We start from the raw sequence: 25,748 nt of genomic DNA, 5'->3' as shown, positions 1-25,748 counted from the left end.
CATGAAAAAAGACATTATATTATCAGGAGTAGGTGGACAGGGTATTTTGTCCATCGCTACAGTTATTGGTAAAGCTGCTTTGAAAGAAGGACTTTACATGAAGCAAGCAGAAGTACACGGAATGAGCCAGCGTGGCGGAGATGTTCAGTCCAACCTCCGCATCAGCGACAAACCGATTGCTTCGGATCTGATACCATCCGGCAAATGCGACCTTATCATTTCGCTCGAACCGATGGAAGGTCTGCGCTATCTCCCCTATCTCAGTCCGGAAGGATGGCTGGTAACCAACGAAACTCCGTTTGTCAACATCCCCAATTATCCGGAAGAAGACAAAGTAATGGCTGAAATCAACAAATTGCCGCATAAGATCGTACTGAACGTGGATAAAGTAGCCAAAGAAGTAGGTTCTGCACGAGTTGCCAATATCGTTTTGCTGGGCGCAACCATTCCATTCCTCGGCATCGATTACGAGAAAGTACAAGACAGTATCCGCGAAATCTTCCTGCGCAAAGGAGAAGCTATTGTCGAAATGAATCTTAAAGCACTGGCTGCCGGCAAGGAAATTGCGGAAAAGCTAATGCAATAACTATCACAATCATGAGTACACAATACTGGGAAGAAGAAATTGAAATCATGAGTCGCGAGAAGTTGCAGGAACTGCAACTTCAGCGACTCAAAAAAACGATTAACATAGCCGCAAACTCACCTTATTACAAAGAGGTTTTCAGCAAAAACGGCATCACCGGAGATAGTATCCAGTCACTGGACGACATCCGCAAAATTCCTTTCACCACTAAATCGGACATGCGTGCCAACTATCCCTTCGGGCTAGTGGCCGGCGACATGAAAAGAGACGGTGTACGTATCCACTCTTCCAGTGGAACTACAGGAAACCCTACAGTCATCGTACATTCACAACATGACCTCGACTCATGGGCAAATCTGGTAGCCCGTTGCCTTTACATGGTGGGGATCCGCAAGACAGATGTCTTCCAGAACAGCTCCGGATATGGAATGTTTACAGGTGGATTAGGTTTCCAATATGGTGCAGAACGCCTTGGCTGCCTTACCGTACCTGCCGCAGCCGGAAACAGTAAACGGCAAATTAAATTCATCAGTGACTTTAAGACTACCGCCTTACACGCCATCCCAAGCTACGCTATCCGTCTTGCCGAAGTATTTCAGGAAGAAGGTATCGACCCGAGAGAAACAACCCTGAAAACCTTGGTGATCGGCGCCGAACCGCATACTGACGAACAGCGCCGTAAAATAGAACGGATGCTCAATGTGAAAGCATATAATAGTTTCGGTATGACGGAAATGAACGGCCCCGGTGTTGCCTTCGAATGCCAGGAGCAGAACGGAATGCACTTCTGGGAAGATTGCTATCTGGTAGAAATCATCGATCCTGAAACAGGAGAACCCGTTCCCGAAGGAGAAATCGGTGAATTGGTACTCACTACACTTGATCGTGAAATGATGCCGCTTATCCGCTACCGCACCCGCGACCTTACCCGTATACTACCCGGAAAATGTCCGTGCGGCCGCACCCATCTCCGCATCGACCGGATCAAGGGACGCAGCGACGATATGTTTATCATCAAGGGAGTCAACATCTTCCCCATGCAAGTCGAAAAGATTCTGGTTCAGTTCCCCGAATTAGGCAGCAATTATCTGATTACGCTGGAGACAGTCAACAATCAGGATGAGATGATCGTCGAAGTGGAATTAAGTGATCTTTCTACAGACAACTATATCGAACTGGAAAAGATCCGCAGAGATATTATCCGTCAATTAAAAGATGAAATACTGGTTACCCCGAAAGTAAAACTGGTAAAGAAAGGGTCTCTCCCGCAGAGCGAGGGAAAAGCCGTCAGAGTGAAGGACTTAAGAGACAACAAATAAATATTCAAATGCCCGATGTGCTAATATGCCAACCCAATACTGTATGATATCAGTAACAAATGGCATATTAGCACATTATTTAATTATCAGATTATAATGCAATTACTAAAAAAAAGAATTCTGCAGGACGGAAAATGCTACGAAGGAGGCATCCTTAAAGTAGATGGTTTTATCAATCACCAGATGGATCCTGTCCTGATGAAATCCATCGGAGTAGAATTTGTCCGCCGCTTTGCAGCCACAAACGTAAACAAGATCATGACTATCGAAGCAAGCGGTATCGCTCCTGCCATCATGACGGGCTATCTCATGGACTTACCGGTTGTATTCGCCAAAAAGAAATCACCCAAAACCATTCAGAACGCACTAAGCACTACCGTACACTCGTTCACCAAAGACCGTGATTATGAAGTAGTGATCAGTGCCGATTTTCTGACTCCAAATGACAATGTTCTTTTTGTTGATGATTTCCTTGCCTACGGAAATGCCGCATTAGGCATTCTCGACCTCATAGAGCAATCCGGAGCAAAATTGGTAGGCATGGGGTTCATTATCGAAAAAGCCTTCCAAAATGGACGTAAAATACTGGAAGAGAAAGGTGTCAGAGTAGAAAGCCTTGCCATAATCGAAGACTTATCCAACTGCTGTATTAAAATAAAAGATCAATAAGCTGAGTCGGGGTTAAAATAATGCCCCTTGCCTTTTGTCTTTTTACCATATTGCACCGCATGCTCAGGGCACACATGATAACATGCCAGGCAGGCGGTGCAATTCTTTCCCCAAACCGGTCTTCTTTCCTTCATCGTTATATTCCCTACCGGACAACTTTTTTCACAGCGCTTGCACCCGATGCACTCACTCGTTGCATGGAAAGGTTTGGGAGACATCTGATAACGAACAAATAACGGATTGATGATCCTCGTCTTGATAAAAGGCAAACTCCCCTCCTTGCATGCAAAGACAGTTTCTCTCCCGGTTATCAGTCTACTGACTTTTTCAAGAGCCGGAACCGCTTCTGCCAGTTTTTTCTTTTCCAGTTCCTTGCTATCCACATCAAATCCGGGGAACAACACATAGTTATTGGGCATAATTACAGAAAAGCCTGCATTACATCTCCATCCCCTCGCAGCCAATGCCTTTTCCATCACCTGCCGGGTCAGCCCCGTATCGTCTCCACACGAACACACAAAGAACAGATATTGCTGCTGATACCCCTTCAGAACCAGCTTCCGAATAAACTCCTGTACAATCACGGGAGGCGCCCACGAATAGACCGGAAAGACAAAACCGATCTTCTCATCCTCCCGCAAAGAGAACTCCCATGTGTCATTCTTCCATGCGTCCGGGATAAAAAACAAATCTTCCTGTTGTTCTTTAGAAAGCTGATTAGCAATCCATTTAGAGTTACCTGTACCTGAGAAATAAAATATCATAGAAGAGTATATAAAAAAGCCGCATCGACGATGTGATGAAACTCTGATAGAACAAGATTTGAGCGCTCGCCCTCTTTGTAATCCACTGGCTTAAAGCTGTCCCGAAGGATGTGGCCCGCCATTGAAGAACGAAGCTTTCTCGGTGCATCAGATTAATTTGAAGAGTTTCCCGATCCAGTCGATACGGCTAATATTTTTCTATCACAAATGTAATAAGATTCTCTGAGAATAGCAAGAAAAAGAAAGAATTTGTTCGTCCACTAACATTTTTTTTCATCCTTTCTCTCCGCCTAACAAAAGAAAAGTGCCAGTTATCGGATCGATAACTGACACTTTGTAAATCCTAAACTATTGAAACTTAAGCAGCTTTTGCTTTAGCAACTACAGCTTTGAAAGCTTCCGGATGATTCATAGCTAAATCAGCCAAAACCTTACGATTTATTTCAATACCGGCTTTGTGCAAACCGCCCATCAATTTAGAATAAGACATTCCTTCAAGACGTGCAGCAGCGTTGATACGTTGTATCCAAAGAGCGCGGAAGTTTCTTTTCTTATTTCTACGGTCACGGAACGCGTAAGTCAAACCCTTTTCCCAGGTGTTTTTTGCTACGGTCCATACATTTTTTCTTGCACCAAAGTAACCTCTGGTTAATTTCAAAATTTTCTTTCTTCTTGCTTTTGAAGCAACATGATTTACTGATCTTGGCATAGTTTTACTTTTTTTGAATGTTAGCGCCGTTACTTCACGCAACGAACTTCAGGCTAAAGCATTCGGTTAATACTTTAATAATACTTTGTACGCTTTTGATTACTTCATTGCTAAGAGTTCCTTAACCTGGCTTACATTTGTTGTATCAACAGTTGTAGAGTAGCACAGATTTCTTTTTCTCTTTTTCGATTTCTTAGTCAAAATGTGACTGTGAAAAGCGTGCTTTCTTTTGATTTTACCTGTTCCGGTAAGGGTAAACCTTTTTTTAGAACCGGAGTTAGTCTTCATCTTTGGCATCTTACTTGTTTTTAAAATTATTAAATATATAATGGTGACGCACTATACCTGCGCGCCACGCATTCATTCTTTTTTATTCTTCCTCGCCCGCTTCCGGCTTTTCAGCCTTCTGTCCCTGAGTTACCGGTTTGGGAGCCACTGGCTTTTTAGGCATTTCCTTTTTCTTCGGAGAAAGCTGGATTGTCATACGCTTACCTTCAAGTACGGGCATCTGATCCACCTTTGCAAAATCTTCAAGATCGTTGGCAAAACGAAGCAATAACACTTCACCTTGTTCCTTGAAAAGGATGGAACGCCCCTTAAAGAATACATATGCCTTCACTTTATCCCCGTCTTCCAAGAATCCTCTGGCATGTTTCAGCTTAAAGTTGTAATCATGATCGTCAGTCTGCGGTCCGAAACGGATTTCCTTTACGTTCACTTTTACCTGCTTCGCTTTCTGCTCCTTCTGGCGTTTCTTTAATTGATAAAGAAATTTAGAGTAATCAATAATACGACAAACAGGAGGTTGAGCATTGGGGGAAATTTCAACTAGATCCAGCTCTTTCTCTTCAGCCATTTTCAAGGCCTGAAAGATAGGATATACTTTCGGTTCAATCTCGTCGCCCACGATGCGGACTTCTTTGGCACGAATCTGTTCATTGATTCTATATTGCCCTTTTAAAGTGTCATTCTTCATTAAAAACGTTTACTTCCTAGTTTGATTTTTTTATTGTTCTACTAAATATTTATCATGAAACGGCTGCAAAGTTACCATTTATTTATCATATTCTGAACTTCTTCGTTCAAAATTTTAGCAAATTCTTCATATTTCATGGTTCCTTTGTCGCCTTCCCCTTGTCTGCGAACAGAAACTTCACCATTTTCAGCTTCTTTTTCACCCACAATCAACATATAAGGAATGCGTTTCATTTCATTATCACGGATCTTGCGGCCGATCTTTTCATTACGATCATCCACAATAGCACGGATTTCATGCATTTTCAGATACATCTTCACTTGCTCTGCATACTCATTGAACTTTTCACTGATCGGCAGGATAGCTACCTGATCCGGAGTCAGCCACAACGGGAACTTACCGGCAGTGTGTTCGATCAATACAGCCACAAAACGTTCCATTGATCCGAATGGTGCACGGTGAATCATCACCGGACGGTGCTTCTGGTTGTCAGAGCCCATATATTCCAGTTCAAAACGTTCCGGCAAGTTATAGTCTACCTGAATGGTTCCCAACTGCCAACGGCGACCGATGGCATCTTTCACCATAAAGTCGAGCTTGGGACCATAGAAAGCAGCTTCACCGTACTCAATCTTAGCCGGCAGGCCTTTTTCCTCACAAGCCTCGATAATCGCCTGTTCAGCTTTCTCCCAGTTGTCATCGCTACCGATGTATTTTTCACGGTTCACTTTATCACGGAGTGATATCTGAGCCTCGAAGTTCTGGAAATTCATCGAACGGAACACGATAGAAATGATATCCATCACACGGAGGAACTCATCTTTCACCTGATCCGGACGACAGAAAATATGTGCGTCATCCTGAGTAAAGCTGCGTACACGAGTTAAACCGTGAAGCTCACCACTTTGTTCATAACGGCAAACCGTACCGAATTCTGCAATACGCAACGGAAGGTCCTTGTATGAACGCGGAAAATTCTTATATATCTCGCAGTGATGCGGACAGTTCATCGGTTTCAGGAAATACTCCTCTCCTTCTTCCGGAGTATGGATCGGCTGAAACGCATCCTTACCGTATTTTGCATAGTGACCGGAAGTCACATACAGCAACTTATTACCGATAGGCGGAGTAATTACTTCCTGATAGTCATAGCGGGTCTGGATACGACGCAAGAACTCTTGCAGACGCAAACGTAGTGCAGTACCTTTCGGCAACCACATCGGAAGTCCCTTACCTACTGTTTCAGAGAACATGAACAACTGCATTTCCTTACCGATCTTACGGTGGTCACGTTTCTTGGCTTCTTCCAGCAACACCAGATATTCATCCAGCATTTTCTTTTTCGGGAATGTGATACCATAGATACGGGTCAGCATCTTACGGTCTTCGTGACCGCGCCAGTAAGCACCGGCAACAGTTGTCAGCTTGATAGCCTTGATCGGCGCAGTCGTCATCAAGTGAGGACCACGGCAAAGGTCAGTAAACGCACCCTGGGTGTAGGTAGTAATATGTCCGTCTTCCAGTTCTGAGATCAATTCACATTTATACGTTTCGCCACGGTCGCCAAACATTTTCAGAGCGTCCGTCTTCGAAATACTTTCTCTGACTACCGCTTCTTTCTTTGCCGACAATTCAAGCATCTTTGCTTCGATGACAGGCAGGTCACTTTCTTTAATCACAGCTTCTCCCGGATCCACATCATAGTAGAAACCGTTTTCGATAGCCGGTCCGATACCAAACTGGATACCCGGATAAAGTTCCTGCAAAGCTTCAGCCAGCAAGTGGGCGCTTGTGTGCCAAAATGCATGTTTGCCTTCTTCATCGTCCCATTTGTAAAGTACGAAATCAGCATCTTCATTAATAGGACGTCCTAAATCATAAGTCTCACCGTTCACGCCACATGCAAGTACATCCTGTGCCAAGCGCGAACTGATACTTTCTGCAATCTGTAAACCGTTCACTCCTTCGTTATACTCACGAACGGAGCCATCGGGAAATGTTATCTTTATCATAATATGATGATGTTATATTTTCATAATGAGAACGCAAAAGTAACGAAATCTTTTGAGTTTTCTATTTTTTATCAAAAAAATGTTATTCTGTCTGATCCGTGAAACGCTTGATCACGTTGTAAGCAGAAACAACTCCTAGTTCACCGGCCTTGCTCAAATCTGAGATTCCCGCCTTATTATTACCCAGGAAAATATGCGTAAGTCCCCGGTTGAAATAAGCGTCAGCAAAGTCCGGAGACAGCTGAATCGCCTTATCGTAATCGACAATCGCAGCCCTGTAATCTTTCAGCATAGCCGCCACATTGGCACGGTTATAATAAGCGTAAACGAAGTCCGGAGCCAGAGTTATCACCTTATCCAGGTCCTTTCTGACAACTTCATAATCCACCGCACTCACTTCCTTGACAGCAGCGCCACTCGGCATATCCGCTTCGGCAGCCTGTTCAGCCTTCTGATATTCCAGTTGTTTGCAACGAATCAGTGCACGCATGAAATAGGCCGGGAAGAAATCTCCGTCCAGCAATATCGCCTGAGTCAGGTCGGCAACCGCACTGGAGAAATCCTGTACCAGATAAAAGTCAATGGCACGGGCAAAACGCTTCGGAGCACTCTTGTCATCGTCCACAATAGCCGATGTATGCGCATCAATCAGGGCAAAATGGAATTTCACCTGTTCTTCCGTCAGCGGGGCCTCCATATTTGTAATACGGATACGCTTCGGAAGTACATTCGACAGATTCAGGTCTTCAATAAACTTATGGAAATTCACCGAACGCTTCACTTCGCTCGACTTTTCATAATAAGTCAAGGCAAACATCGGTTCCAGTTTTATGTTCACATTCTTATCCTGTACGCGTCCGCGATAATCACTTGTATAGCGTTGATCCGCTTCAGAATCATCGGCAATCACAATCTTGCGATAGTTGTTCATGTTCTTGTCAGACTTCTTACGAGTTTTTCCTTCCTCGCTTTCGTCGCCGTTCTCGCCGCTCTGGTTTTCTTTATCTTTATTCTGATTCTGGGCAACGTCTTTGTTCGTCCCTCCATTCTGCTTGTCAAGCTGAGCCTTCAACAGTTTGAAGTCATCCTGTTCGGCCCCCTTCTTGTCGCCGATCTTCTTGCGGGCTTCCGCACGATGATAATATCCTGCGAGGAAGTTCGGATACTGGTTGATAACTGTCGTATAGTCTTTGATAGCGCCCCGGTAATCTCCCGTCTGAGCACGAAGCAACGCACGGTTAAAGATAGCCATCATATTATCAGGTTCCATCTGAATCACAAAATCGAAGTCCTCGATAGCGCGGTTGTCATCCCCGACACGGGCACGAAGCAAACCACGGTTATAATGCCCGATAAAGTTATTGGGATCAATATCCAAAGCCAGGTCATAATCGCTCATAGCACCCCTCAGATTATTCTGATGGAATCTGGCCAAAGCACGGTTTATATAATTGCCCGCGTTCTTCGCACTCAGATGAATCGCACGGTCCAGATCCGATTCCGCTTCTGCATAGTTGGACTGCTGCAAGCGGACAATAGCCCTTGCCGACCATGCGTCCGGATCATACTTATCCAGTTCGAGAGCCGTATTAAAGTCCTTCAGTGCCGCAACCGTATCCTTCTGCTGCAAAGAAACCTCTCCCCTCCATCAGATAGGCACGTGTATAGCGCGGAGACACTTTCAGCAAGCTCTCCAAATCCTCCTTGGCTGCGTCATAATCCTTTTTCTGAATATGAGACAAGGTCAGATTGTGCCACAAGGTGATGTTTTCCGGATCATAATGCAATGCTTTCTGATAATCCTCAATCGCCCCGTCGAATTTACTCTGACGAATCCGTGCCAGTCCACGAACCTGATATGCACCTACTACAAACGGATTCCGTTTGATAGCCTCGTCACAATCCGCTTCCGCTCCTTGATAATCCTCCAGGTTCACCTTTGCCAGCGCCCTGAAAAAATAAGGCTCATACAAATATGGCTTCGCATTAATTACCTGGTTGAAATACTGAATAGAAAGCACGTAGTCCTCAAAATACAGCGCATTGCGGGCAATAGTCATCACCCGCTCCGTATTAATCTGAGCACAAACCAGTGTGGGGAACAGCAATAAAACTGTTAGTATTCTTTTAATCATTGATATTTTATGCTTGTAAACGAAACAAAAATAATGCTTTTCGCTTACTTAACAGGGATATAAACGTTTTTTATCTTTATTTCACCTGTTTCATCTTATATGAACTACGCGCTTTTCCTTTCAGCATCGTATTTAATTTTCCTCTTATCATTTGTTTGCGCAACGGCGAAAGGTGGTCGATAAACATCTTTCCGTCCAGATGGTCGAACTCATGCTGCATCACCCTTGCCAGATAGCCTTCCACCACTTCATCATGCTCTACAAAGTTCTCGTCCATGTATTTCACACGGATCTTATTTCCTCTTTTCACAGACTCATGAATGCCGGGCAGACTCAGACAACCTTCTTCCATACTGACTTCCTCCCCACCCACTTCGATGATATGAGGATTGATATAAGCTTTATTAAAATCCTTAAATTCCGGATAGTCTTCCGAAAGCGGGTCTAATGTAATCGTAACGACACGGATAGGCAAGCCGATCTGTGGAGCAGCCAGTCCCACGCCATCGGCGTGCACCATTGTTTCAAACATATTCGCGATCAGCTCTTTCAGGTTCGGATACTCCGGGGTTATGTCCTCTGCCACCTTTCTCAAAACAGGCTGGCCATATACATAAATTGGTAAAATCATACTTTATACTCTACTAAAAAATTAAATTATTCTCTGTCTTATTATTAAAAACGTTTACTCTCCAAATATGTTTGCAGAATAATAGTGGCACTTATCTCATCCACCAATGCTTTGTTTTGCCGGTCTTTCTTTTTCAGTCCGGCTTCCAGCATCGTACGGTGTGCGAGAACAGATGTGAAACGTTCGTCCACATATTCTACAGGAAGTTCCGGGAAACGTTTCTTCAATGAACGAACAAAGGGTTCGATGTTCTTCATATTTTCCGAAGCTTCATTATTCATCTGCTTGGGCAATCCTATAATAATCCGCTCTACCGGTTCTTTTGCCACATACTCACCGATAAAGTTCAGAAGTTCATGTGTGGGTACAGTTGTCAACCCGTTTGCAATCAGTTGCAACGTATCGCTCACAGCTATCCCTGTGCGCTTCCTTCCATAATCTATAGCTACTATTCTGCTCATATGGGGTACAAAAATACAAAAAAGACGCTTCCCGCGAAAGGAAACGTCTCTTTTATTCTATTATTTCAACTGTGGATTATTCTTCCACGATAGCAACACGGCTCAACTTAGCGTCATCGTAGAACATATTGCCTACACCACCCTTGTAATCAACCTTCAGTTGAGAAGCAGGTACACCGAATTCGTTCACCATCAGGTCACGTACAGCTTCAGCTCTCTTCTTACTTAACTTCATGTTGTACTCAGCAGAACCAGTACCCTTGTCAGCATATCCTGTAACAGTAAATGTCTTTTCCGGATTAGCTTTGATACCCTTAGCCATTGCTTCGATGTTCATGTACTCTCTCTTGCTGATGTTGCTCTTACCAATGTTGAATACAACAACCAGACGTGGAACGAATCCGCCTTCTTTCTTAACGATTACTTCCGGCTTCTTGTTGCGTGCTTCAACCAAGTCACGTTTCAGAGATTCGTTTTCACCCTTCAGAGAGTTCAGTCTGTTTCTCATGTCGTCCAACTGACTTTCCGGTACCATCGGTACAGTAGGAACAGCGTTGAATCCGCGTTTTTTGAACTTGTAAGTTACACCTACAGTTACACCGGCCATACCTTCTTTAGAAGTTCCGCCGAATGCATCCTTCATCAAAAGGCCACGCAATTCAAGGTTGATATCCCAAGCATCCGATACACGGAAGCGGTTGATCAAACCGGCATTGATACCTAAGTTTTGTTGATGAGGTTCTGACCAAGAAAGAGCCACACCTGCACCTACATAAGGAATGAATGAATAAAGACGATCCTCGTTGTAACCGCAGAACATGTTAGAAAGGTTGAAGAGAACATCACCATGGAAGTTAGCCATGTTCCATTTCTGCTTGTAGTAACCGTTAGAATACTTGCCACCTTTTGTATACAAGTCATTAGCACTAGGAGCAGCTCCCTTAGCTTGAAGACCGTTGTATGCAACACGCAATCCGATACCCGGAGTAAACCATTTACCTACGGCAATATCAAGTGCCGGAGCAATGCGTTTTCCGAAATCCGCTTTACCGTCGTTGTCGCCAAAGTACATTTGACCACCAACGCCACCACTAATGAACCAATTGGCCCCAAAACGATTAGTCTCTACAGTGTAGGCTTTACCTTCTGTTTTTCCTTTTTCCTGAGCAGACAGGCACACAGAAGCCCCTACCATTAAAATAAACAATAAACCCTTTTTCATCTCAATTTATTTTAGTAAATAATATAATGCAGTTTGTGTTACGCTATAACCACAACTCTACAGGCTCTAAATCTTAAACAAAGAGATATAAATCTCTACCCTTTTTCTTTAAATTTAGTGCAAATATAGATATTTATTGTAATACACACAAAAAAACTCGTAAAAAAACATTTCTTCGTGATATTTATATGGGATGATAAAAGTGTTGGATAGCCTACAAAGGGTATAGCCAACATTTTTGAAAGAAAAATAAAAGCAAAAAAATAACCAATGATAATCTATATCATTGGTTATCCCTTATTTTTTCCGCTACCTTAATTAATATACCAGTTTTACATTATCAATCCACAATGAATTTCCGGGTGAACCGACGTAAGCTCCGCCATGACTGGATGTGAACTGGAGATACAGATGAGTCGGCTCATCATTTTCATCCCCCCATGCCACTTCGTGGATAGGCACGCTTTCACCTTTGCTGTTGACTGTATAGTTCTCAGTCACCTGCAGACGCATCATGTGAGGTTTATATTCGGGACGGCTGGTAATGTCTCCATACATAATTTCATACGTGGCATTATTCTTCCAGTCGGTAGAGTGATAGTAATAAGTCACCAACGTTCCGATACGCTTGGCATAAACATTTCCGTTGGCATCCTCCCAGCGTTTCTGCAAAAATAAAATAGCAGCCGGATAATCCTTGCCTGCTACATCTGTAATTTTACTGAAACCGGTAGCACGTATACGTTTTTCCCTGTCGGACATCTTCACTTTATAGTCAAACTGAAGGGCAACCGGCTTCTTGGTAAACGGAATCCCCGTCTGAAGCATCTTCTGCGGGTTTTTGGTACCCTTGATCGGTTCGTGCACAGATCCCGTAAAGATAGAGCCGGCAGCCAATACGGTTATATTGACAAGCCCCAGTACCTTCACACTCTCCATACGCGTATCCAGGCGTGCACAGTAACCGTCTCCCCGTTTCTCCGGAAAAACCGACGTATTTGTCTTGGTAATACCTGCCACTTTCGCCATCACATTCGAAGTCGCCCACGGTGAGACACCCATATTCTTATACACCTGATCTCCCTTAATTACAGTCGTCGGACCAATCTCATACACATTCTTCGTATTCCCTCCGATAATCCCCGACTCTTTTATCTGGCGGTCCACCCATTGGTCCATATCCCCGAAGGGGACAATCTCCACTTTATGCTGCGCCATCAAAGACAAGGAAGAAAAAAATGCAACGAAGCCTGTCAGAAACAGGCGATGAACCATTTTCTTAATCATCAATACTTATCCTTTCTTTTATAAATTATAGTTCCATTGTTTCAAAGCAAAATCCCAGTTTTCCTCTACCAATCGAATCGTCCGGTCATCATATTTATACTTATTCTTCTTATATCCCTTCTTGCCGCCGACATATTTTTCGATATCTCCTTGTGCTTCGGCGAAGCCGGGGATAGAAAGTGACTTATAAATATTCTCCGTCATTCCCATCGCATCCGCTTCAAAGTCTTCAAACTTCACTTCGATCAGATTGCCTTCCGGAATGAATTTCTTATCCGATTCATACTTATGATACAGCTTTGCATAAATAGAAAGGATATTCTCCTCCAATTGTTCATTGCTGACATCCTCCAGTTTCAGAGGCTGGATTGTATTTGTAAAGAAACTGCGTGTAGATTCAAATACCGTATACGGATTACGCATCAGGTAGATAAACTTGGCGTTCGGGAACATTTTCACCAATTCTTTCACCCTGCCCGTATGAGGAGGGTTCTTGCTGAGGAATTGCGTACCCTTGGTGTTCCACAAAGAAATCTTGATCAATTTCGTGAATACCTCTTCAAACACTTTCAGTTCTTTGTCCGTGATATCATCAAACAGCAGATACTTGTCCGCATATTCCTGTTGATATTTCGGCAGGAACCAGAAATTATAATAGGTATACGGCATCATGTTCGACAATGCAAACTCTTCCTCCTGCGGAAGATCCACTGCCAGCTCCATATTATCCGTCGGACGCTTGTCCGGCATCAGCCAGCTCATATTCTTCTTGAAGAAAGGCTGTCCCCACATCATCAGATGCGGGAATACGGTCTGATAAGTTGTGTTATACCCAAAATGCTTGTCGCAGGAGAACACGTTATGTACAAAAGTAGTTCCACTCCGCCAGTGTCCCAGAATGAATACCGGATCATGTTCCAGCGGCTGATTGGCCAACAACTTTTCGTAGCGTTTATCCTGCAATGCAGCCAACGGAGAAAGCAGGCGGCACACCGCTTTCGTCAACCGGTACTTGCCTTTATAAGCAGCATCAATATCACGGCCGGCAGTGATTGCCTTAAACGTTTTCCAGTCGGCACCTACCAACGTATTAATCGGAAGTTTATTAAATTCAAGTAATCCCATCGTTCTACATTTTATTTAATCACTTTTATGGAGAGTCCCTGGCGTTCCAGTTCCTTCACGGCTTTTTCTATGGCGGCGTGATGTTCCGGGGCAATGTCCAGTTTCGACAAATCCAGTACGGGGATGTCGTCCGTGGCAGCCATATCTTTCATTTCCACCCGGTCGATAATCATACCTACGGCAGAGGTATTATTCGTAATCGGATCGATCAGGATAAAAGAACCGCAAGATTTATTCTTTTTATAAGGATCGAAGAAAAGCTCCTTGGCAGTAGTCAGCACAACGCGGGCGATCTGATTGAGCTGCAATGGCAAATTGTCCTTTGTCAGTTGTCCATTGTCAATGGAAAGATGCTCCATCGTGTTGACATCCACTTTATATTTGATCGCGTCGATGCGGGTACGGCTCAAATTGGTAGTCTGCTTGATAAAGAACGATTTATTGATGTCCATCGGTTCTTCATCCATCCATACCATCATCGCTTCGAAGTTGCGGTCAACGATCGGCAAGTTGTCCGGATGCACCAGCATTTCACCACGGGATACGTCGATTTCGTCTTCCAGTGTCAGTGTAACCGACTGCGGCGGGAAAGCGTAATCCAGTTCGCCGTCGTATGTCACGATACTCTTCACCTTGGAAGTCTTTCCGGAAGGCAATGCCATCACTGTATCTCCCTTGCGGACAATACCCGATGCCACTTTACCGCAGAAACCACGGAAGTCAAGGTTCGGGCGCAACACATACTGCACAGGGAAACGGAAATCCGTGAAGTTATGATCATTATCGATATGAACCGTTTCGAGGAAGTCCAGCAAAGAGATTCCTTTATACCATGGTGTGCGTTCGGACTTATCCACAACGTTGTCACCGTCCAAAGCAGAAAGAGGAATACAGTTCACATCCGGAATACCCAGCGGTTCTACGAATTTCTTGTATTCCGATACAATCTCGTTGAACCGTTCCTCGGAGAAGTCCACCAGGTCCATCTTATTGACCGCCAGCACCACGTGCTTGATGCCCAGCAGAGATACCAGGAAAGTATGACGACGGGTCTGGGTAATCACACCCGTACGGGCGTCTACCAAGATAATTGCCAGATTGGCCGTAGAGCCACCGGTAATCATATTACGTGTATACTGTTCGTGTCCCGGAGTATCCGCAATGATAAACTTACGGCCATTGGTAGAGAAGTAGCGGTAAGCCACATCAATCGTAATCCCCTGCTCACGCTCCGCTTTCAATCCATCGAGCAACAAAGCATAGTCTATATGTTCGCCTGCATTACCTACACGCTTACTGTCACGTTCCAATGCATCCAGCTGATCTTCGTACAGTTTCTTACTGTCAAACAACAGACGTCCGATCAAAGTCGATTTTCCGTCATCCACCGAACCGGCAGTCAACAGTCTCAGCAAGTCTTTCTGTTCGTCTTTATCCAGAAAGGTCTTTATATCCAGCTTATTATCCATTTCCAACTTTTAGTTTTTTTAATCATTCATTTTTAATTGCTTAAAAATACCCTTCACGTTTCTTCTGCTCCATGCTGCCTTCCTGGTCAAAGTCGATCACACGGGTAGTACGTTCGCTCTTGGTAGTCGTCATCATCTCTTCCACGATCTCTTCGATGGTAGCCGCACCGCTCTCTACTGCGCCCGTCAACGGCCAGCAGCCCAGAGTACGGAAACGCACCATCTTCATTTCGATCTGATCACGATATTTTTCCGGCAGACGGTCGTCATCCGCCATGATGATATTACCATCCAGATTGATCACAGGACGTTCCTTGGCATAATACAGCGGAACGATCGGAATATTCTCCAGACGGATATACTGCCAGATATCCAGCTCCGTCCAGTTGCTGATCGGGAACACACGGATACTCTCACCTTTGTGTACACGGGCGTTGTAGATATCCCACAATTCAGGACGCTGGTTCTTCGGGTCCCACTGGTGGAATTTATCACGGAAAGAGAAGATACGCTCCTTGGCACGTGACTTTTCTTCATCCCGGCGCGCGCCGCCGAATGCAGCGTCAAATTTATATTTATCCAGCGCATGCAGCAATGCCTGAGTCTTCATCAGGTCCGTATGTACCTTGCTTCCATGCGTGAAAGGTCCTACCCCTGCATGAAACGCTTCCATATTACTTTCCACAATCAGGTTCCAGCCATGTTTCTTGGCATATTCGTCGCGGAACTGGATCATTTCCTTAAACTTCCACTTCGAATCGATATGCATCAACGGGAAGGGAACTTTTCCCGGATAAAACGCTTTTTCAGCCAAGCGCACCATCACCGAAGAATCTTTTCCGATGCTGTACAGCATCACCGGATTCTCAAATTCCGCCGCCACCTCGCGGATGATATGAATTGACTCGGCTTCGAGTTCTTTCAAATGGCTCAGTTTATATTCTTCCATCTTTTTTGAAATTTCTTCATTTATTTCTTTTCTATTTTCGGCAACACCATCTCCAACAGGCGGTTGACCGACTCTTCCAGACTCAGCTTCGAAGTATCCAATGACAAGGCCGGATGTTCGGGCACTTCAAACGGTGCGGAAATTCCGGTGAAATTCTGAATTTCTCCCTTGCGCGCTTTGGCGTACAGTCCTTTCACATCCCGCTTTTCACACTCTTCCAGCGGGGTGCTTACGAAAACTTCCAGGAAATCATCTTTTCCGATAATATTCGCTGCCATTTCACGGATATCATTATTGGGACTGATAAATGCCGCAATCGTAATGATGCCGCTGTCCAGAAACAACTTGGATACTTCGGCGATACGACGGATATTCTCTACACGGTCAGTTTCGGAGAAGCCCAGATTATTGTTGATACCGCTGCGGATATTGTCTCCATCCAGAATACGGCAAAGCAGTCCGCGCTTATGGAGTTCACGTTCCAATGCAATCGCAATCGTACTTTTACCTGATCCGCTCAGACCTGTAAACCAGATCATCACGCTATGCTGTCCCAGAAGTTCTTCTTTGTCCTCCCGCGTCATCATGCGGTCAAAAATCGGATATATATGATTTTTTTCTTCCATTTATAGAATATGTTTATTAAAAGTTCCAGATCAACGGGATCAGGATCACAGAGATTAAGAAAGTGATGATATTGAGCGGCAGACCGATACGGACAAAATCCGTAAACTTATAGTTGCCGATACCTTGCACAATCAAATTAGTCTGATAACCGATCGGTGTGGAAAAGCTGGCAGACGCAGCCATACAGATCACGACAAAGAAAGGTGTCGGACTTACGCCCAACTGCGCCGAGATGGACAGTGCCAACGGAAATGCCAGAGCCGCAGCCGCATTGTTCGTGATCAGTTCCGTAAACAAATTCGTGATGACAAACAATATAGCAAGTAATACATGCGGTCCGTAATCGTCACTCAAACCGATGATAAATCCTGCCACACAATCGGCCACACCGGAGTTCACCATAGCCTTGCTGATGGCAAACGCGCAGGCAATCGTAATCAGAATATCCCACGAAATATATTTGGTATACTTACGGGCGGGGAAAATATTGGTCCACGCCATGATAATAGTAGTAATGCAGACAAAGAAAAACATATCCAGCTTGATATCGGGAAACATCTCTTTGGTTGCCGGCAGTTCGCCCACCGTAGCACCGACAATCATCAGTACCAGCAAGATTAGCGCCAACCAGCGCTTCTTCTTTCCCGAAGTATCCGGATCATTGCCGTTGGTAAGCAGCACGAATACCGAAGATTCTCCCCAAGTCGGGATAAACGTATCATCCGCCATCACCACAAGCGTATCACCCTCACGGAGCACTACATCCTCCAGATGATCGACATAGCGCTGACCGTTACGTGTTTTGATCTCTTTCACTTCCGCACCATAGTGACGCTGGAAATTGAAATCACTCAGTTTCTTGTTGATACCGGGGAAACGGGCTCCCAATACAGCTTCTACACGATGCAGCTTCTCTCCTTCCTCCACTTCTTCATCGGGTACAGCCGTATCCGGACGTGCATCGGGCAAGAGCCGTTTGGAGAAAATGAAAAGATATATGATACCGGCAATGGCAATAAAGATGCCGACCTTTCCCAGTTCGAACATGGTGAAGCCTTCATAGCCGGCTTCCAGAATCATACCATGCACTACCAGATTGGTAGAAGTGCCGATCAGCGTACAGATACCGCCGAGGATAGTCACATAAGAAAGGGGAATCAGGAACTTGGTGGCCGGAAGTTTTACCGATTTCGCCCAATGCTTGATGATCGGGGCAAAGATGACTACCACCGGAGTATTATTCAGAAAGGCAGAAATGAATGCAACAGACGGCAGGATACGCAGCTGCGCTTTAAACACCGTCGTCTTCCCCTGCGGAAGCAGTTTCTTGATCACTTGCCCTAATGTACCCGACTGACGGATACCTTCACTAACCAGGAATAACAAGGCGACGGTAATCATTCCTTTATTACTGAAACCTTCAAGCATTTCCTTCGGAGTCAGAATGCCGATGCACAGAAATAAAACCACTACCGAAAAGAGCACCATGCCCGGCCGCATCTTATCCGCGATCAGGGCAGCCATCATTCCTAATAAGGATAATAGTACAAATACAATTTCAAATGTCATATAAACATTAATTAGCGTTCTCTTTTTGCTTCAACGATAAACCACGGATTCAGCAGATCCTCTTTGTTATATCGCAAAGGTTCCTCCTTCCCTGCCTGATATACTTCCATCCCTGCGGCACGGGCTATCGCATGTCCGGCAGCCGTATCCCATTCCATCGTCGGAGCAAAACGCGGATAGACATCCGCCTTTCCTTCGGCAACCAGACAGATTTTAATAGAACTTCCGCTTGATATCAGTTCCACATTGCCGTGTTTCTTTTTTAAGTCTGCAATATATGTTTCAGTTTCAGGCGTCAGGTGTGAACGGGAAGCGACAGCAATAAAATGGTCGCGCGCATCCGCCAATGGCATCCGTTTCGATTTCTCAATCATCTGCTGTAAGGTCACTCCCTCGTCTTCCAGACCGACAATGCCGGAACACTTATAGGCACCTGTCCCCTCCACTGCAAAATAAAGTTCTTTTTTTACAGGCACGTAAATAACACCCATTACAGGTACAGCGTTCTGCACCAAAGCTATATTTACCGTAAATTCTCCGTTACGCTTGATGAACTCCTTCGTTCCGTCCAGCGGGTCTACAATCCATAAAGTATCCCAGCCTCGCCGCACTGCATAGTCCATATGCTTTCCTTCTTCACTAAGAACCGGAAAAGGAGTTTCATTCAAAATGGCCACAATCGCCTCGTGGGCTTTCCTGTCTGCTATCGTTAAGGGAGAGTTATCCGCCTTCCTCTCTATTTCAAAATCCGACTTCGGATCTTCATAGATAGAAAGGATTTTTTCACCCGCTTTCAACGCTGCATCGATAGCAGCCATTACATATTTCTGTTTCATAATGACAAAAGTAAAAACTTTATTTACGAAAAAAGTTTCCCACCTGCTATTTATAACTTCTTTTAGTAGAATGATAAAAATTTCTAAAAAACGAATTTACAATGTGTAACAAAAAAGCAGTAACTTCCCAGTTACCGCCTTCTTATTTCGGGAAAACAGGTTATCCATCCCGATATATATTACCAAAAAGAAATCAATAAATACGATACAGCAACCAAGCTCCCTGGAAGTCTGTACGACTCGGGTATTTAGCCTTGAATGCGTCACGTGCATCGACAGCAGCCGCTTTGTCAGCGAATGAGCTTACAATCACACGGTACATTGCTTTTTCCGCATTGAATGCGATTGTTGCGTTGTAACCTTGTCCGTCCAACCAGTCTTTCAAGCCTTCAGCATTCGCTTTCACACCGAAGCTGCCTACTACTACGCTGTAATCCTTCAATCCGTCGGTACCGGAAACGACTGTCACCTTTTCCTGACGAACGCCGGTTGTATCTGTAGCCTTAGGTGTTGTCACAGGAGCTGCAACAACCGGAGTCACTTCTACCGGAGCTTCCACCTGCGGTTCTGCCAATTCTTGCTGTTTTGCTTTTTCGTAAGCTTTTTTATAGGCGCTTTCACTGGATTTACAAGATGCAAACGCAAGCACCATGCATACTCCCATTCCTAATACGACCAATTTTTTCATATCCAATATTCTGTATTTAATTAATAATTCAATAATCTTGTTCGTTCACATTTAGTTTTCGGGCAACAAAATAATAGAAATTTTATCATCCGGCAAAGAAAATGAGCGAAAAAACGTCTATTCTGCCTTCTTCTTATAAGAAATAGTGCCCGTTGCCTGATAAGTCGGCATCAAAAGCACCTCTGCAATCTGAATATGCGCAGGAGCCGAGGCAGCATAATATACCGTTTCGGCAATATCGTCTCCGGTCAGCGGGCGGATTCCCTTGTAAAAATTGTCAGCCGCCTGCTTGTCACCACGGTAACGGACCACTGTAAAGTTTGTTTCCACCATGCCCGGTTTGATATTCGTCACCCGCAGCGGCGTATCCACCAAGTCTATCCGAAGTCCGTCCGAAAGTGCCTTCACAGCAGCTTTGGTGGCGCAGTAAACACTGCCTCCGGGATAGGCGGCATCTCCGGCGATAGAACCTATATTAATAATGTGTCCGCACCCCCGTTCCACCATGCCCGGAACTACCAGACGTGTCATGGCGAGCAAACCTCTTATATTCGTATCGATCATGATATCCCACTCGTCCAGACTACCTTCGAACTCTTTGTCCACTCCGATCACCAGTCCGGCATTGTTAATCAATACATCAATCGATTTCCATTCTTCCGGCAACGCTTCCAGTGCGGCGGCAGCCTGTTTCCGGTCGCGAACATCAAAAGGCAACACACAGACCTGTATTCCATACTCTTTTTCCAGTTCAGCCTTCAGTTCTTCCAGCTTCGACACTGTACGGGCATTCAAAATCAGGTTCCATCCTTCCTTAGCAAATTTACGGGCGCATCCTTCGCCGATTCCGCTGCTCGCTCCGGTTATAAAAACAATCTTCGCTTTCATTATGTTTTGAATTACAATATTGAATGACAAAAGTACGCCTTAAGTCTCATTTGTTAGTCCAAAAGTCTAGTTAAATAAGATTAAACCATAAAAGAAATCAAGAATGATAAAAAGGAAGTACTTTTTTTCTGTTTTTGCGAACAACCTTTGGAGAAAAATGTTATATTTGTTGTATCATAATCATTTTAAACAGTATAAATTATGAAAGGATTAAATGTATTAGCAGCTTTTCTGGGTGGTGCAGCCGTAGGTGCAGCCCTTGGTATTTTGTTTGCTCCTGAAAAGGGAGAAGATACCCGTAATAAGATCGCAGAAATTCTTCGTAAAAAAGGAATCAAGCTGAACCGCAACGAAATGGAAAATCTCGTTGACGAAATCGCAGCTGAAATTAAAGGAGAAATAGGAGAATAAGTAAGTAAAGGACTAAAACAGAGCGACCATGTTTGCAGACGATAAAAGTATTGAGAACTTTCAACAGTTGTTTTTTGAGTTCAAAAAGTATCTGGAACTTCAAAAAGAATACACCAAGTTAGAGTTGACGGAGAAGCTGACCATACTTCTTTCAACGTTAATCATGATTGTAATACTTATCATCCTTGGCATGGTAGCCCTGTTTTATCTGTTATTTGCCTTGGCTTATGTATTGGAACCTCTGGTAGGCGGACTTATGGCAAGCTTCGCTATCATTGCCGGCATCAATATACTGATTATGGCTTTAGTCATTATTTTCCGCAAACAGCTTATCATCTCCCCGATGGTAAACTTCCTCGCTAACTTGTTTTTAACCGATTCAAAATAAATGAAGTTATGAGTGCGCAAACACCTGCCAAAATTACATTAGAAGAGATCACCCAACGCAAAAAGAAGCTCTTGAATGAAATTCAGGCTCAAAAACGAGCTATGACGGCCACCACCCGCGAAATATTCTCGCCTCTTGCACCCGCCGCCAACAAAGCGGATTCGCTCATGCGTTCGTTCAATACCGGCATGGCCATCTTTGACGGAGTAGTTTTGGGTATCAAGATCATGAAAAAAATGCGGACGTACTTTAGAAGACTAAGATAGCAATCCGGGTATGACAAGAAGGATCAGACCCCTACCCCGTCCCATCTCATCACTACCACCCATTCTGCCGGCTGTCCGTTTCCGTAAAGCCGATGTGGAATCGTACCGATCACTAAATCACAATGGGCTGCAAATACATTCTTCAATTCCTTCAGCAGTGCATTCAACAGAATTTCCAGATGTATCTCATCCATGATACAGCTGACGACACGCACGTACTGATAAACGTGTAAATCCTTCCCCTGCCGCATGGCACTCACATCCCTTCCGGAGATATGCAACTCATCTTCCAGAAAAGAATACGAAATCGATTTGTCGATATTCATCAGGTTCACTACCATACTTCCCAAAAACTCATAAGGTCCATGATTTTCTTTTGTCATGTTTACTCTTTGTTTAAAATTTAATAAAAAATAGATATATATTTGGTTATTCAATCTGTTTCAACCTATGAAACAAGTTCTAATTCACCCTCCTTTACCTTTGCACCCGCTATCCCGATAGTGGGATATACAATCATAAAACATCAAAATCAAATGCAAGTACTCGAAGAAATTAAAGTTTCCGTTTACGAAAATGTGTATTCCAAAAAGCCTAAAATCATGTCTTTCCTCGAAGTCATCTTTATGTGTATTCATCCGGTTTATGCTTCCATCATCCAATCCATCCGGCGGTATCATCAGGAAGGCGACCATGAAGCCGCCCAAAACTAAAAAGCCAGCTCCCCTGCTTCACTCCTGCCGGCACCTTCGACGGAGCGCATGCCATCCGAAATTTCCAGTTGCCCAGTCACATTATCGGACTCGACTACGACCACGTTCCCAATCGGCTGGAGATTATCCGTCTTTGCGCTGCCGACCCTCATACCGTAGCTGCTCTGGAAAGCCCTACGGACGGTGTGAAAATCTTCGCCTATGTGGAAGGCATCGAAGGCCATCACCGAGAAGGGCAGCTATTGGTCAGCCGTTACTACGACCAGCTGACCGGGCTCACCAGCGATCCCGCCTGTAAAGACGAAAGCCGCCTGTGCTATTTCACCTATTCACCGGACGGATACGTAGCCAGTCTCTATCAGTCATTCGTTCTGGAAGCAGCTGTGGAAACACAACCGTTCCAGCCGACAGCAGAAAACCTCCCCTCTCCTCCGCTACCTGCAAAAGCAAACGAAACCTCCGAGAACTTCTCGGAAGAGGAAGTCAACTTGTTCCTTTCGTCCTACATTTTCTTAAATCCATTGACCGCCGGGCAACGACACACCAATCTGTTTAAACTCGCCTGCGAAGCTTGCCGGAGAAGATATTCGCAAGAAAGCATATTACGCGGGATTACGGTTTATTTTGAGCACTCCGACTTTCCCGCACAGGAAATCAGGAGCATCCTACAATCTGGTTACCAAAAAGTTACCTCTACTCCATCCGTCTCCGCCTCTCCGCTTTGCTCTTCTCTTCATAAGGACAAAATGACAAAAGTGACATATAGCCCATCCGAAAACATCTATGAAGCAGATGAAGCGTATTGGCAAGGCGAAGAATTCAGAAAAGAAACGCCCTGTTTTCCCAAAAGCGTGTACAAATATCTGCCCGATCTGCTGAACGAATGTATCCTCGAAGAGGAAGGTGATCGTGAACAGGATCTTTCCTTTCTCTCCAACCTCACCGCATTGAGTTCCGTACTGCCCGGCACATTCGGCATCTATAATCACAAAAAGTATTCTCCCCATTTCTACAGTTTCGGCATTGCCCCCGCTGGGAGCAACAAGAGCATTGCGCAAACAGGACGTTATCTGCTGGAAGAGGTCCACGACTGGATACTTTCCAATAGCGAACTTCAGCAGAAAATTTATAACCATAAGTACACCCAATGGAAACTGGACTGTACTTATAAGAAAAAGGCACATGAAGAGTGTCCCGAAGAGCCGGAAAAACCAGCTTACAAAATGCTTTTTCTCCCTGCCACTACCAGCTACAGCCGTATGCAGATCCAAATGCGGGACAACGGTCCGCAAGGAAGCATCATATTCGATACCGAGGCGCAGACGCTGGCTACAGCCAATCATCTGGATTGCGGTAACTTTGACGATATGCTCCGCAAGGCATTCGAGCATGAAAATATCGATTCCGCTTTCAAGATCAATGGCTTAACCCCCATTTATATCCGTTTTCCCATGCTTGCCATGTTCCTCACCGGCACCCCGAGTCAGATGGCTTCACTGATAGAGACTTCGGAAAAAGGACTTCCGAGCCGTATCATGCTCTACACTTTCCGCAGCATTCCGAAGTGGAAGCCCATGGGAGATGACAGTATCTCGCTCGAAGAGTCTTTCAAACCGCTGGCACATCGTGTCTTCGAGCTTTATCATTTCTGCAAGAATCATCCTGTATTGTTTCACTTCAGCCGTTCTCAATGGGATTATCTGAATCATACGTTTTCTAAGCTGCTTGCCGAAGTGGTTCTGGAAGGTAACGATGACCTTCAGGCCGTTGTCAAGCGGTATGCCTGTCTTGTGATGCGCATCAGCATGATCCAGGCACGCATCCGCCAGTTCGAGGCGAATGATGGCGCACCGGATATCTATTGTGAGGATGTAGATTTCGATCGTTCTCTCCAGATCGTTCTCTGCTGTTATGAGCATAGCAGGCTATTATTGTCTTCCATGCCGTCTTCCCAGCTCCATCCGTTGAAAGATCCGAACAGTACACGGAAGTTCATCGGCGAGTTGCCAGAAACATTCACTACCGAAGATGCAATGCAGATCGGCGTAAAATACGATTTCAGCCGCCGCAAGATCAGCAGGCTGATAAAATCGTTCATTGGCGTCAAAATCAATAAGATATCTCATGGTAAGTATCAGAAGATCTCATAAAATAGTCCTATCTGTCATTTTTGTCCTTTTGTCCTTTTGAAGACTCTCTGAAAACATTGGAAAGTTTGAAAAAACCTTCTCAATGATCGGATGCAAACATTGGGAAGATTCAATACAATCTTCTCAATGTTTTTTCCTTTTATCAGTGCGTCTGTGTGCGTCAGTGCACATCACGGGCACTTGCCCATGTAGTATCTTTGTTGTGTAATCGGTTACAGGTAATAAATATTAAGTAATAAGTATTAAGTATTAAAAATTATGGCACAGAATTATGTTGTTATGGCTCGCAAGAACCTGTTGAAACCTAGTGAAGCTCCCAAGTATTATGCAGTGGCACGTAGCGGACGGAAAGTGACCGTCAAGGAGGTCTGCAAACGTATTACCGAACGTTCGTCTTATTCAAAAGGCGAGTTGGAAGGTTGTATCGGAGAGTTTCTACTCGAAATCGTCAATGTACTGAATGAAGGGAATATCGTTCAGATGGGCGATCTGGGGAATTTCCGCATGAGTCTTAAGACGGCAACGGCTACCGCAACGGAGAAGGAATTCAAGGCATCGTGTATCGAGAAAGGTAAAGTGCTTTTCTATCCGGGAAGTGATCTCCGCAAGTTGTGTAAAACACTGGACTTTGCACTGTATAAGAGTGACGGTAAGCCCGATTCGGGAGACGAACCGTTGCCGGACGATGGTAAGGGCGATCAGCCCGGCGGTGGTTCAGGTGACGATGGCGATGAAGCTCCGGACCCGACTGTTTAATCAATCATTATTTACTATTAAAGATTAAAATTGTATGAAAAAGCAAGTTTGGAAGAATATTCTTCAGTTCATTGTGACAATTGCAACGTCTATCATTTCTGCTATCGGGGTAACGTCCTGTACGGCTCATCTGTAATACATC

Annotated in this window: 26 protein-coding genes and 2 pseudogenes; 9 read left to right on the top strand and 19 right to left on the bottom strand. The window is 44.6% G+C overall.

Annotated features, from left to right (window positions below; translation table 11 throughout):
* The first annotated feature begins 1 nt into the window (after position 1).
* From HMPREF9007_RS17990 to xpt, 3 genes are all read left to right on the top strand, one after another.
* Positions 2-586: an indolepyruvate oxidoreductase subunit beta gene (locus HMPREF9007_RS17990; protein ID WP_008760706.1), complete on the top strand. Its 585-nt coding sequence runs from the start codon at positions 2-4 to the stop codon at positions 584-586.
* 11 nt (positions 587-597) lie between these two features.
* Positions 598-1,905: a phenylacetate--CoA ligase gene (locus tag HMPREF9007_RS17995; protein ID WP_008760705.1), complete on the top strand. Its 1,308-nt coding sequence runs from the start codon at positions 598-600 to the stop codon at positions 1,903-1,905.
* Between the two features lie 96 nt (positions 1,906-2,001).
* Complete coding sequence (xpt, locus tag HMPREF9007_RS18000; RefSeq protein ID WP_008760704.1) at positions 2,002-2,574, top strand: xanthine phosphoribosyltransferase; 573 nt, start codon at positions 2,002-2,004, stop codon at positions 2,572-2,574.
* Here xpt and HMPREF9007_RS18005 read toward each other — a convergent pair.
* The 18 genes and pseudogenes from HMPREF9007_RS18005 to HMPREF9007_RS18090 all read right to left on the bottom strand — a co-directional run bounded on the left by HMPREF9007_RS18005 (position 2,568) and on the right by HMPREF9007_RS18090 (position 20,922).
* Positions 2,568-3,338: an EFR1 family ferrodoxin gene (locus tag HMPREF9007_RS18005; RefSeq protein ID WP_008760703.1), complete on the bottom strand. Its 771-nt coding sequence runs from the start codon at positions 3,336-3,338 to the stop codon at positions 2,568-2,570. The genes xpt and HMPREF9007_RS18005 overlap by 7 nt on opposite strands.
* A 358-nt stretch (positions 3,339-3,696) precedes the next feature.
* Positions 3,697-4,047, bottom strand: coding sequence for a 50S ribosomal protein L20 (gene rplT / locus HMPREF9007_RS18010; RefSeq protein ID WP_004297540.1), 351 nt, complete (start codon positions 4,045-4,047; stop codon positions 3,697-3,699).
* A gap of 99 nt (positions 4,048-4,146) precedes the next feature.
* Positions 4,147-4,344, bottom strand: a complete 198-nt coding sequence (rpmI, locus tag HMPREF9007_RS18015; RefSeq protein ID WP_004297539.1) for a 50S ribosomal protein L35 — start codon at positions 4,342-4,344, stop codon at positions 4,147-4,149.
* Positions 4,345-4,417: 73 nt separating this feature from the next.
* Entirely contained in the window at positions 4,418-5,023 is a 606-nt protein-coding gene (gene infC / locus HMPREF9007_RS18020) for a translation initiation factor IF-3 (protein WP_008760702.1), read from the bottom strand.
* A gap of 71 nt (positions 5,024-5,094) precedes the next feature.
* Positions 5,095-7,035, bottom strand: a complete 1,941-nt coding sequence (gene thrS, locus HMPREF9007_RS18025; RefSeq protein WP_008760701.1) for a threonine--tRNA ligase — start codon at positions 7,033-7,035, stop codon at positions 5,095-5,097.
* 82 nt (positions 7,036-7,117) lie between these two features.
* Positions 7,118-9,170: pseudogene (locus HMPREF9007_RS18030) on the bottom strand (tetratricopeptide repeat protein).
* Positions 9,171-9,246: 76 nt separating this feature from the next.
* Complete coding sequence (def, locus tag HMPREF9007_RS18035; RefSeq protein ID WP_008760700.1) at positions 9,247-9,801, bottom strand: peptide deformylase; 555 nt, start codon at positions 9,799-9,801, stop codon at positions 9,247-9,249.
* A gap of 44 nt (positions 9,802-9,845) precedes the next feature.
* Complete coding sequence (gene ruvX / locus HMPREF9007_RS18040) at positions 9,846-10,262, bottom strand: Holliday junction resolvase RuvX (protein WP_008760699.1); 417 nt, start codon at positions 10,260-10,262, stop codon at positions 9,846-9,848.
* A gap of 76 nt (positions 10,263-10,338) precedes the next feature.
* On the bottom strand, positions 10,339-11,484 hold the full coding sequence (locus HMPREF9007_RS18045) for an OmpA family protein (RefSeq protein ID WP_008760698.1): 1,146 nt from the start codon (positions 11,482-11,484) through the stop codon (positions 10,339-10,341).
* Between the two features lie 318 nt (positions 11,485-11,802).
* Positions 11,803-12,771, bottom strand: a complete 969-nt coding sequence (locus HMPREF9007_RS18050; RefSeq protein ID WP_008760697.1) for a PCMD domain-containing protein — start codon at positions 12,769-12,771, stop codon at positions 11,803-11,805.
* Positions 12,772-12,789: 18 nt separating this feature from the next.
* On the bottom strand, positions 12,790-13,896 hold the full coding sequence (locus HMPREF9007_RS18055; protein WP_008760696.1) for a sulfotransferase: 1,107 nt from the start codon (positions 13,894-13,896) through the stop codon (positions 12,790-12,792).
* An 11-nt stretch (positions 13,897-13,907) separates the two neighbouring features.
* Positions 13,908-15,365 carry a sulfate adenylyltransferase subunit CysN gene (gene cysN, locus HMPREF9007_RS18060; RefSeq protein ID WP_008760695.1) on the bottom strand — a complete coding sequence of 486 codons (1,458 nt, stop codon included), beginning with the start codon at positions 15,363-15,365 and terminating at the stop codon, positions 13,908-13,910.
* A gap of 40 nt (positions 15,366-15,405) precedes the next feature.
* Complete coding sequence (gene cysD / locus HMPREF9007_RS18065; RefSeq protein WP_255309879.1) at positions 15,406-16,326, bottom strand: sulfate adenylyltransferase subunit CysD; 921 nt, start codon at positions 16,324-16,326, stop codon at positions 15,406-15,408.
* A gap of 8 nt (positions 16,327-16,334) precedes the next feature.
* Entirely contained in the window at positions 16,335-16,940 is a 606-nt protein-coding gene (cysC, locus tag HMPREF9007_RS18070; RefSeq protein WP_008760693.1) for an adenylyl-sulfate kinase, read from the bottom strand.
* A gap of 16 nt (positions 16,941-16,956) precedes the next feature.
* Complete coding sequence (locus HMPREF9007_RS18075; protein WP_008760692.1) at positions 16,957-18,510, bottom strand: SLC13 family permease; 1,554 nt, start codon at positions 18,508-18,510, stop codon at positions 16,957-16,959.
* Between the two features lie 11 nt (positions 18,511-18,521).
* Positions 18,522-19,346, bottom strand: a complete 825-nt coding sequence (gene cysQ, locus HMPREF9007_RS18080) for a 3'(2'),5'-bisphosphate nucleotidase CysQ (RefSeq protein ID WP_008760691.1) — start codon at positions 19,344-19,346, stop codon at positions 18,522-18,524.
* Between the two features lie 193 nt (positions 19,347-19,539).
* A complete protein-coding gene (locus tag HMPREF9007_RS18085; protein WP_008766080.1) occupies positions 19,540-20,034 on the bottom strand; it encodes an SPOR domain-containing protein in 495 nt (164 codons plus the stop codon).
* 117 nt (positions 20,035-20,151) lie between these two features.
* On the bottom strand, positions 20,152-20,922 hold the full coding sequence (locus tag HMPREF9007_RS18090; RefSeq protein ID WP_008760689.1) for an SDR family NAD(P)-dependent oxidoreductase: 771 nt from the start codon (positions 20,920-20,922) through the stop codon (positions 20,152-20,154).
* Between the two features lie 201 nt (positions 20,923-21,123).
* Between HMPREF9007_RS18090 and HMPREF9007_RS18095 the strand changes: the two genes are divergently transcribed.
* The 3 genes from HMPREF9007_RS18095 to HMPREF9007_RS18105 are packed head-to-tail and all read left to right on the top strand — an operon-like array spanning position 21,124 to position 21,987.
* Positions 21,124-21,333, top strand: coding sequence for a YtxH domain-containing protein (locus HMPREF9007_RS18095; RefSeq protein ID WP_008760688.1), 210 nt, complete (start codon positions 21,124-21,126; stop codon positions 21,331-21,333).
* Positions 21,334-21,361: 28 nt separating this feature from the next.
* Positions 21,362-21,721: a phage holin family protein gene (locus HMPREF9007_RS18100; RefSeq protein ID WP_008760687.1), complete on the top strand. Its 360-nt coding sequence runs from the start codon at positions 21,362-21,364 to the stop codon at positions 21,719-21,721.
* A gap of 8 nt (positions 21,722-21,729) precedes the next feature.
* Positions 21,730-21,987 (top strand): hypothetical protein, encoded by a 258-nt coding sequence (locus HMPREF9007_RS18105; RefSeq protein WP_008760686.1) that lies wholly within the window; start codon positions 21,730-21,732, stop codon positions 21,985-21,987.
* A 23-nt stretch (positions 21,988-22,010) separates the two neighbouring features.
* On the opposite strand, the gene HMPREF9007_RS18110 is transcribed toward HMPREF9007_RS18105, so the two are convergent.
* The gene (locus tag HMPREF9007_RS18110; RefSeq protein WP_008760685.1) at positions 22,011-22,370 is read right to left on the bottom strand and encodes a hypothetical protein; all 360 of its coding nucleotides are present in this window, start codon (positions 22,368-22,370) and stop codon (positions 22,011-22,013) included.
* Between the two features lie 153 nt (positions 22,371-22,523).
* Here HMPREF9007_RS18110 and HMPREF9007_RS18115 point away from each other — a divergent pair.
* From HMPREF9007_RS18115 to HMPREF9007_RS27050, 3 genes and pseudogenes are all read left to right on the top strand, one after another.
* Positions 22,524-24,850, top strand: a pseudogene (locus tag HMPREF9007_RS18115) (DUF3987 domain-containing protein).
* A gap of 258 nt (positions 24,851-25,108) precedes the next feature.
* Positions 25,109-25,606 (top strand): HU family DNA-binding protein, encoded by a 498-nt coding sequence (locus HMPREF9007_RS18120; protein ID WP_008760684.1) that lies wholly within the window; start codon positions 25,109-25,111, stop codon positions 25,604-25,606.
* A gap of 34 nt (positions 25,607-25,640) precedes the next feature.
* A complete protein-coding gene (locus HMPREF9007_RS27050) occupies positions 25,641-25,742 on the top strand; it encodes a smalltalk protein (RefSeq protein WP_008766084.1) in 102 nt (33 codons plus the stop codon).
* The last annotated feature ends 6 nt before the right edge of the window (positions 25,743-25,748 follow it).

The organism is Bacteroides sp. 1_1_14, assembly GCF_000162515.1.
In the GTDB taxonomy this organism is placed as follows: Bacteria; Bacteroidota; Bacteroidia; order Bacteroidales; family Bacteroidaceae; genus Bacteroides; species Bacteroides thetaiotaomicron.
This window is presented reverse-complemented; position numbering and strand designations above follow the sequence as displayed.

Excerpts from the sequence above, each read along its gene's own strand:
- HMPREF9007_RS18090 (WP_008760689.1), bottom strand. The coding sequence starts at position 20,922 with ATGAAAGCGAAGATTGTTTTTATAACCGGAGCGAGCAGCGGAATCGGC.
- HMPREF9007_RS18075 (WP_008760692.1), bottom strand. The coding sequence starts at position 18,510 with ATGACATTTGAAATTGTATTTGTACTATTATCCTTATTAGGAATGATG.
- HMPREF9007_RS18085 (WP_008766080.1), bottom strand. The coding sequence starts at position 20,034 with ATGAAAAAATTGGTCGTATTAGGAATGGGAGTATGCATGGTGCTTGCG.
- def (WP_008760700.1), bottom strand. The coding sequence starts at position 9,801 with ATGATTTTACCAATTTATGTATATGGCCAGCCTGTTTTGAGAAAGGTG.
- HMPREF9007_RS18050 (WP_008760697.1), bottom strand. The coding sequence starts at position 12,771 with ATGATTAAGAAAATGGTTCATCGCCTGTTTCTGACAGGCTTCGTTGCA.
- xpt (WP_008760704.1), top strand. The coding sequence starts at position 2,002 with ATGCAATTACTAAAAAAAAGAATTCTGCAGGACGGAAAATGCTACGAA.
- HMPREF9007_RS17990 (WP_008760706.1), top strand. The coding sequence starts at position 2 with ATGAAAAAAGACATTATATTATCAGGAGTAGGTGGACAGGGTATTTTG.
- HMPREF9007_RS18100 (WP_008760687.1), top strand. The coding sequence starts at position 21,362 with ATGTTTGCAGACGATAAAAGTATTGAGAACTTTCAACAGTTGTTTTTT.
- HMPREF9007_RS18095 (WP_008760688.1), top strand. The coding sequence starts at position 21,124 with ATGAAAGGATTAAATGTATTAGCAGCTTTTCTGGGTGGTGCAGCCGTA.
- HMPREF9007_RS18105 (WP_008760686.1), top strand. The coding sequence starts at position 21,730 with ATGAGTGCGCAAACACCTGCCAAAATTACATTAGAAGAGATCACCCAA.
- cysQ (WP_008760691.1), bottom strand. The coding sequence starts at position 19,346 with ATGAAACAGAAATATGTAATGGCTGCTATCGATGCAGCGTTGAAAGCG.
- ruvX (WP_008760699.1), bottom strand. The coding sequence starts at position 10,262 with ATGAGCAGAATAGTAGCTATAGATTATGGAAGGAAGCGCACAGGGATA.
- HMPREF9007_RS18045 (WP_008760698.1), bottom strand. The coding sequence starts at position 11,484 with ATGAAAAAGGGTTTATTGTTTATTTTAATGGTAGGGGCTTCTGTGTGC.
- HMPREF9007_RS18110 (WP_008760685.1), bottom strand. The coding sequence starts at position 22,370 with ATGACAAAAGAAAATCATGGACCTTATGAGTTTTTGGGAAGTATGGTA.
- thrS (WP_008760701.1), bottom strand. The coding sequence starts at position 7,035 with ATGATAAAGATAACATTTCCCGATGGCTCCGTTCGTGAGTATAACGAA.
- HMPREF9007_RS18120 (WP_008760684.1), top strand. The coding sequence starts at position 25,109 with ATGGCACAGAATTATGTTGTTATGGCTCGCAAGAACCTGTTGAAACCT.
- HMPREF9007_RS27050 (WP_008766084.1), top strand. The coding sequence starts at position 25,641 with ATGAAAAAGCAAGTTTGGAAGAATATTCTTCAGTTCATTGTGACAATT.
- cysC (WP_008760693.1), bottom strand. The coding sequence starts at position 16,940 with ATGGAAGAAAAAAATCATATATATCCGATTTTTGACCGCATGATGACG.
- HMPREF9007_RS17995 (WP_008760705.1), top strand. The coding sequence starts at position 598 with ATGAGTACACAATACTGGGAAGAAGAAATTGAAATCATGAGTCGCGAG.
- cysN (WP_008760695.1), bottom strand. The coding sequence starts at position 15,365 with ATGGATAATAAGCTGGATATAAAGACCTTTCTGGATAAAGACGAACAG.
- rpmI (WP_004297539.1), bottom strand. The coding sequence starts at position 4,344 with ATGCCAAAGATGAAGACTAACTCCGGTTCTAAAAAAAGGTTTACCCTT.
- HMPREF9007_RS18005 (WP_008760703.1), bottom strand. The coding sequence starts at position 3,338 with ATGATATTTTATTTCTCAGGTACAGGTAACTCTAAATGGATTGCTAAT.
- infC (WP_008760702.1), bottom strand. The coding sequence starts at position 5,023 with ATGAAGAATGACACTTTAAAAGGGCAATATAGAATCAATGAACAGATT.
- HMPREF9007_RS18055 (WP_008760696.1), bottom strand. The coding sequence starts at position 13,896 with ATGGGATTACTTGAATTTAATAAACTTCCGATTAATACGTTGGTAGGT.
- rplT (WP_004297540.1), bottom strand. The coding sequence starts at position 4,047 with ATGCCAAGATCAGTAAATCATGTTGCTTCAAAAGCAAGAAGAAAGAAA.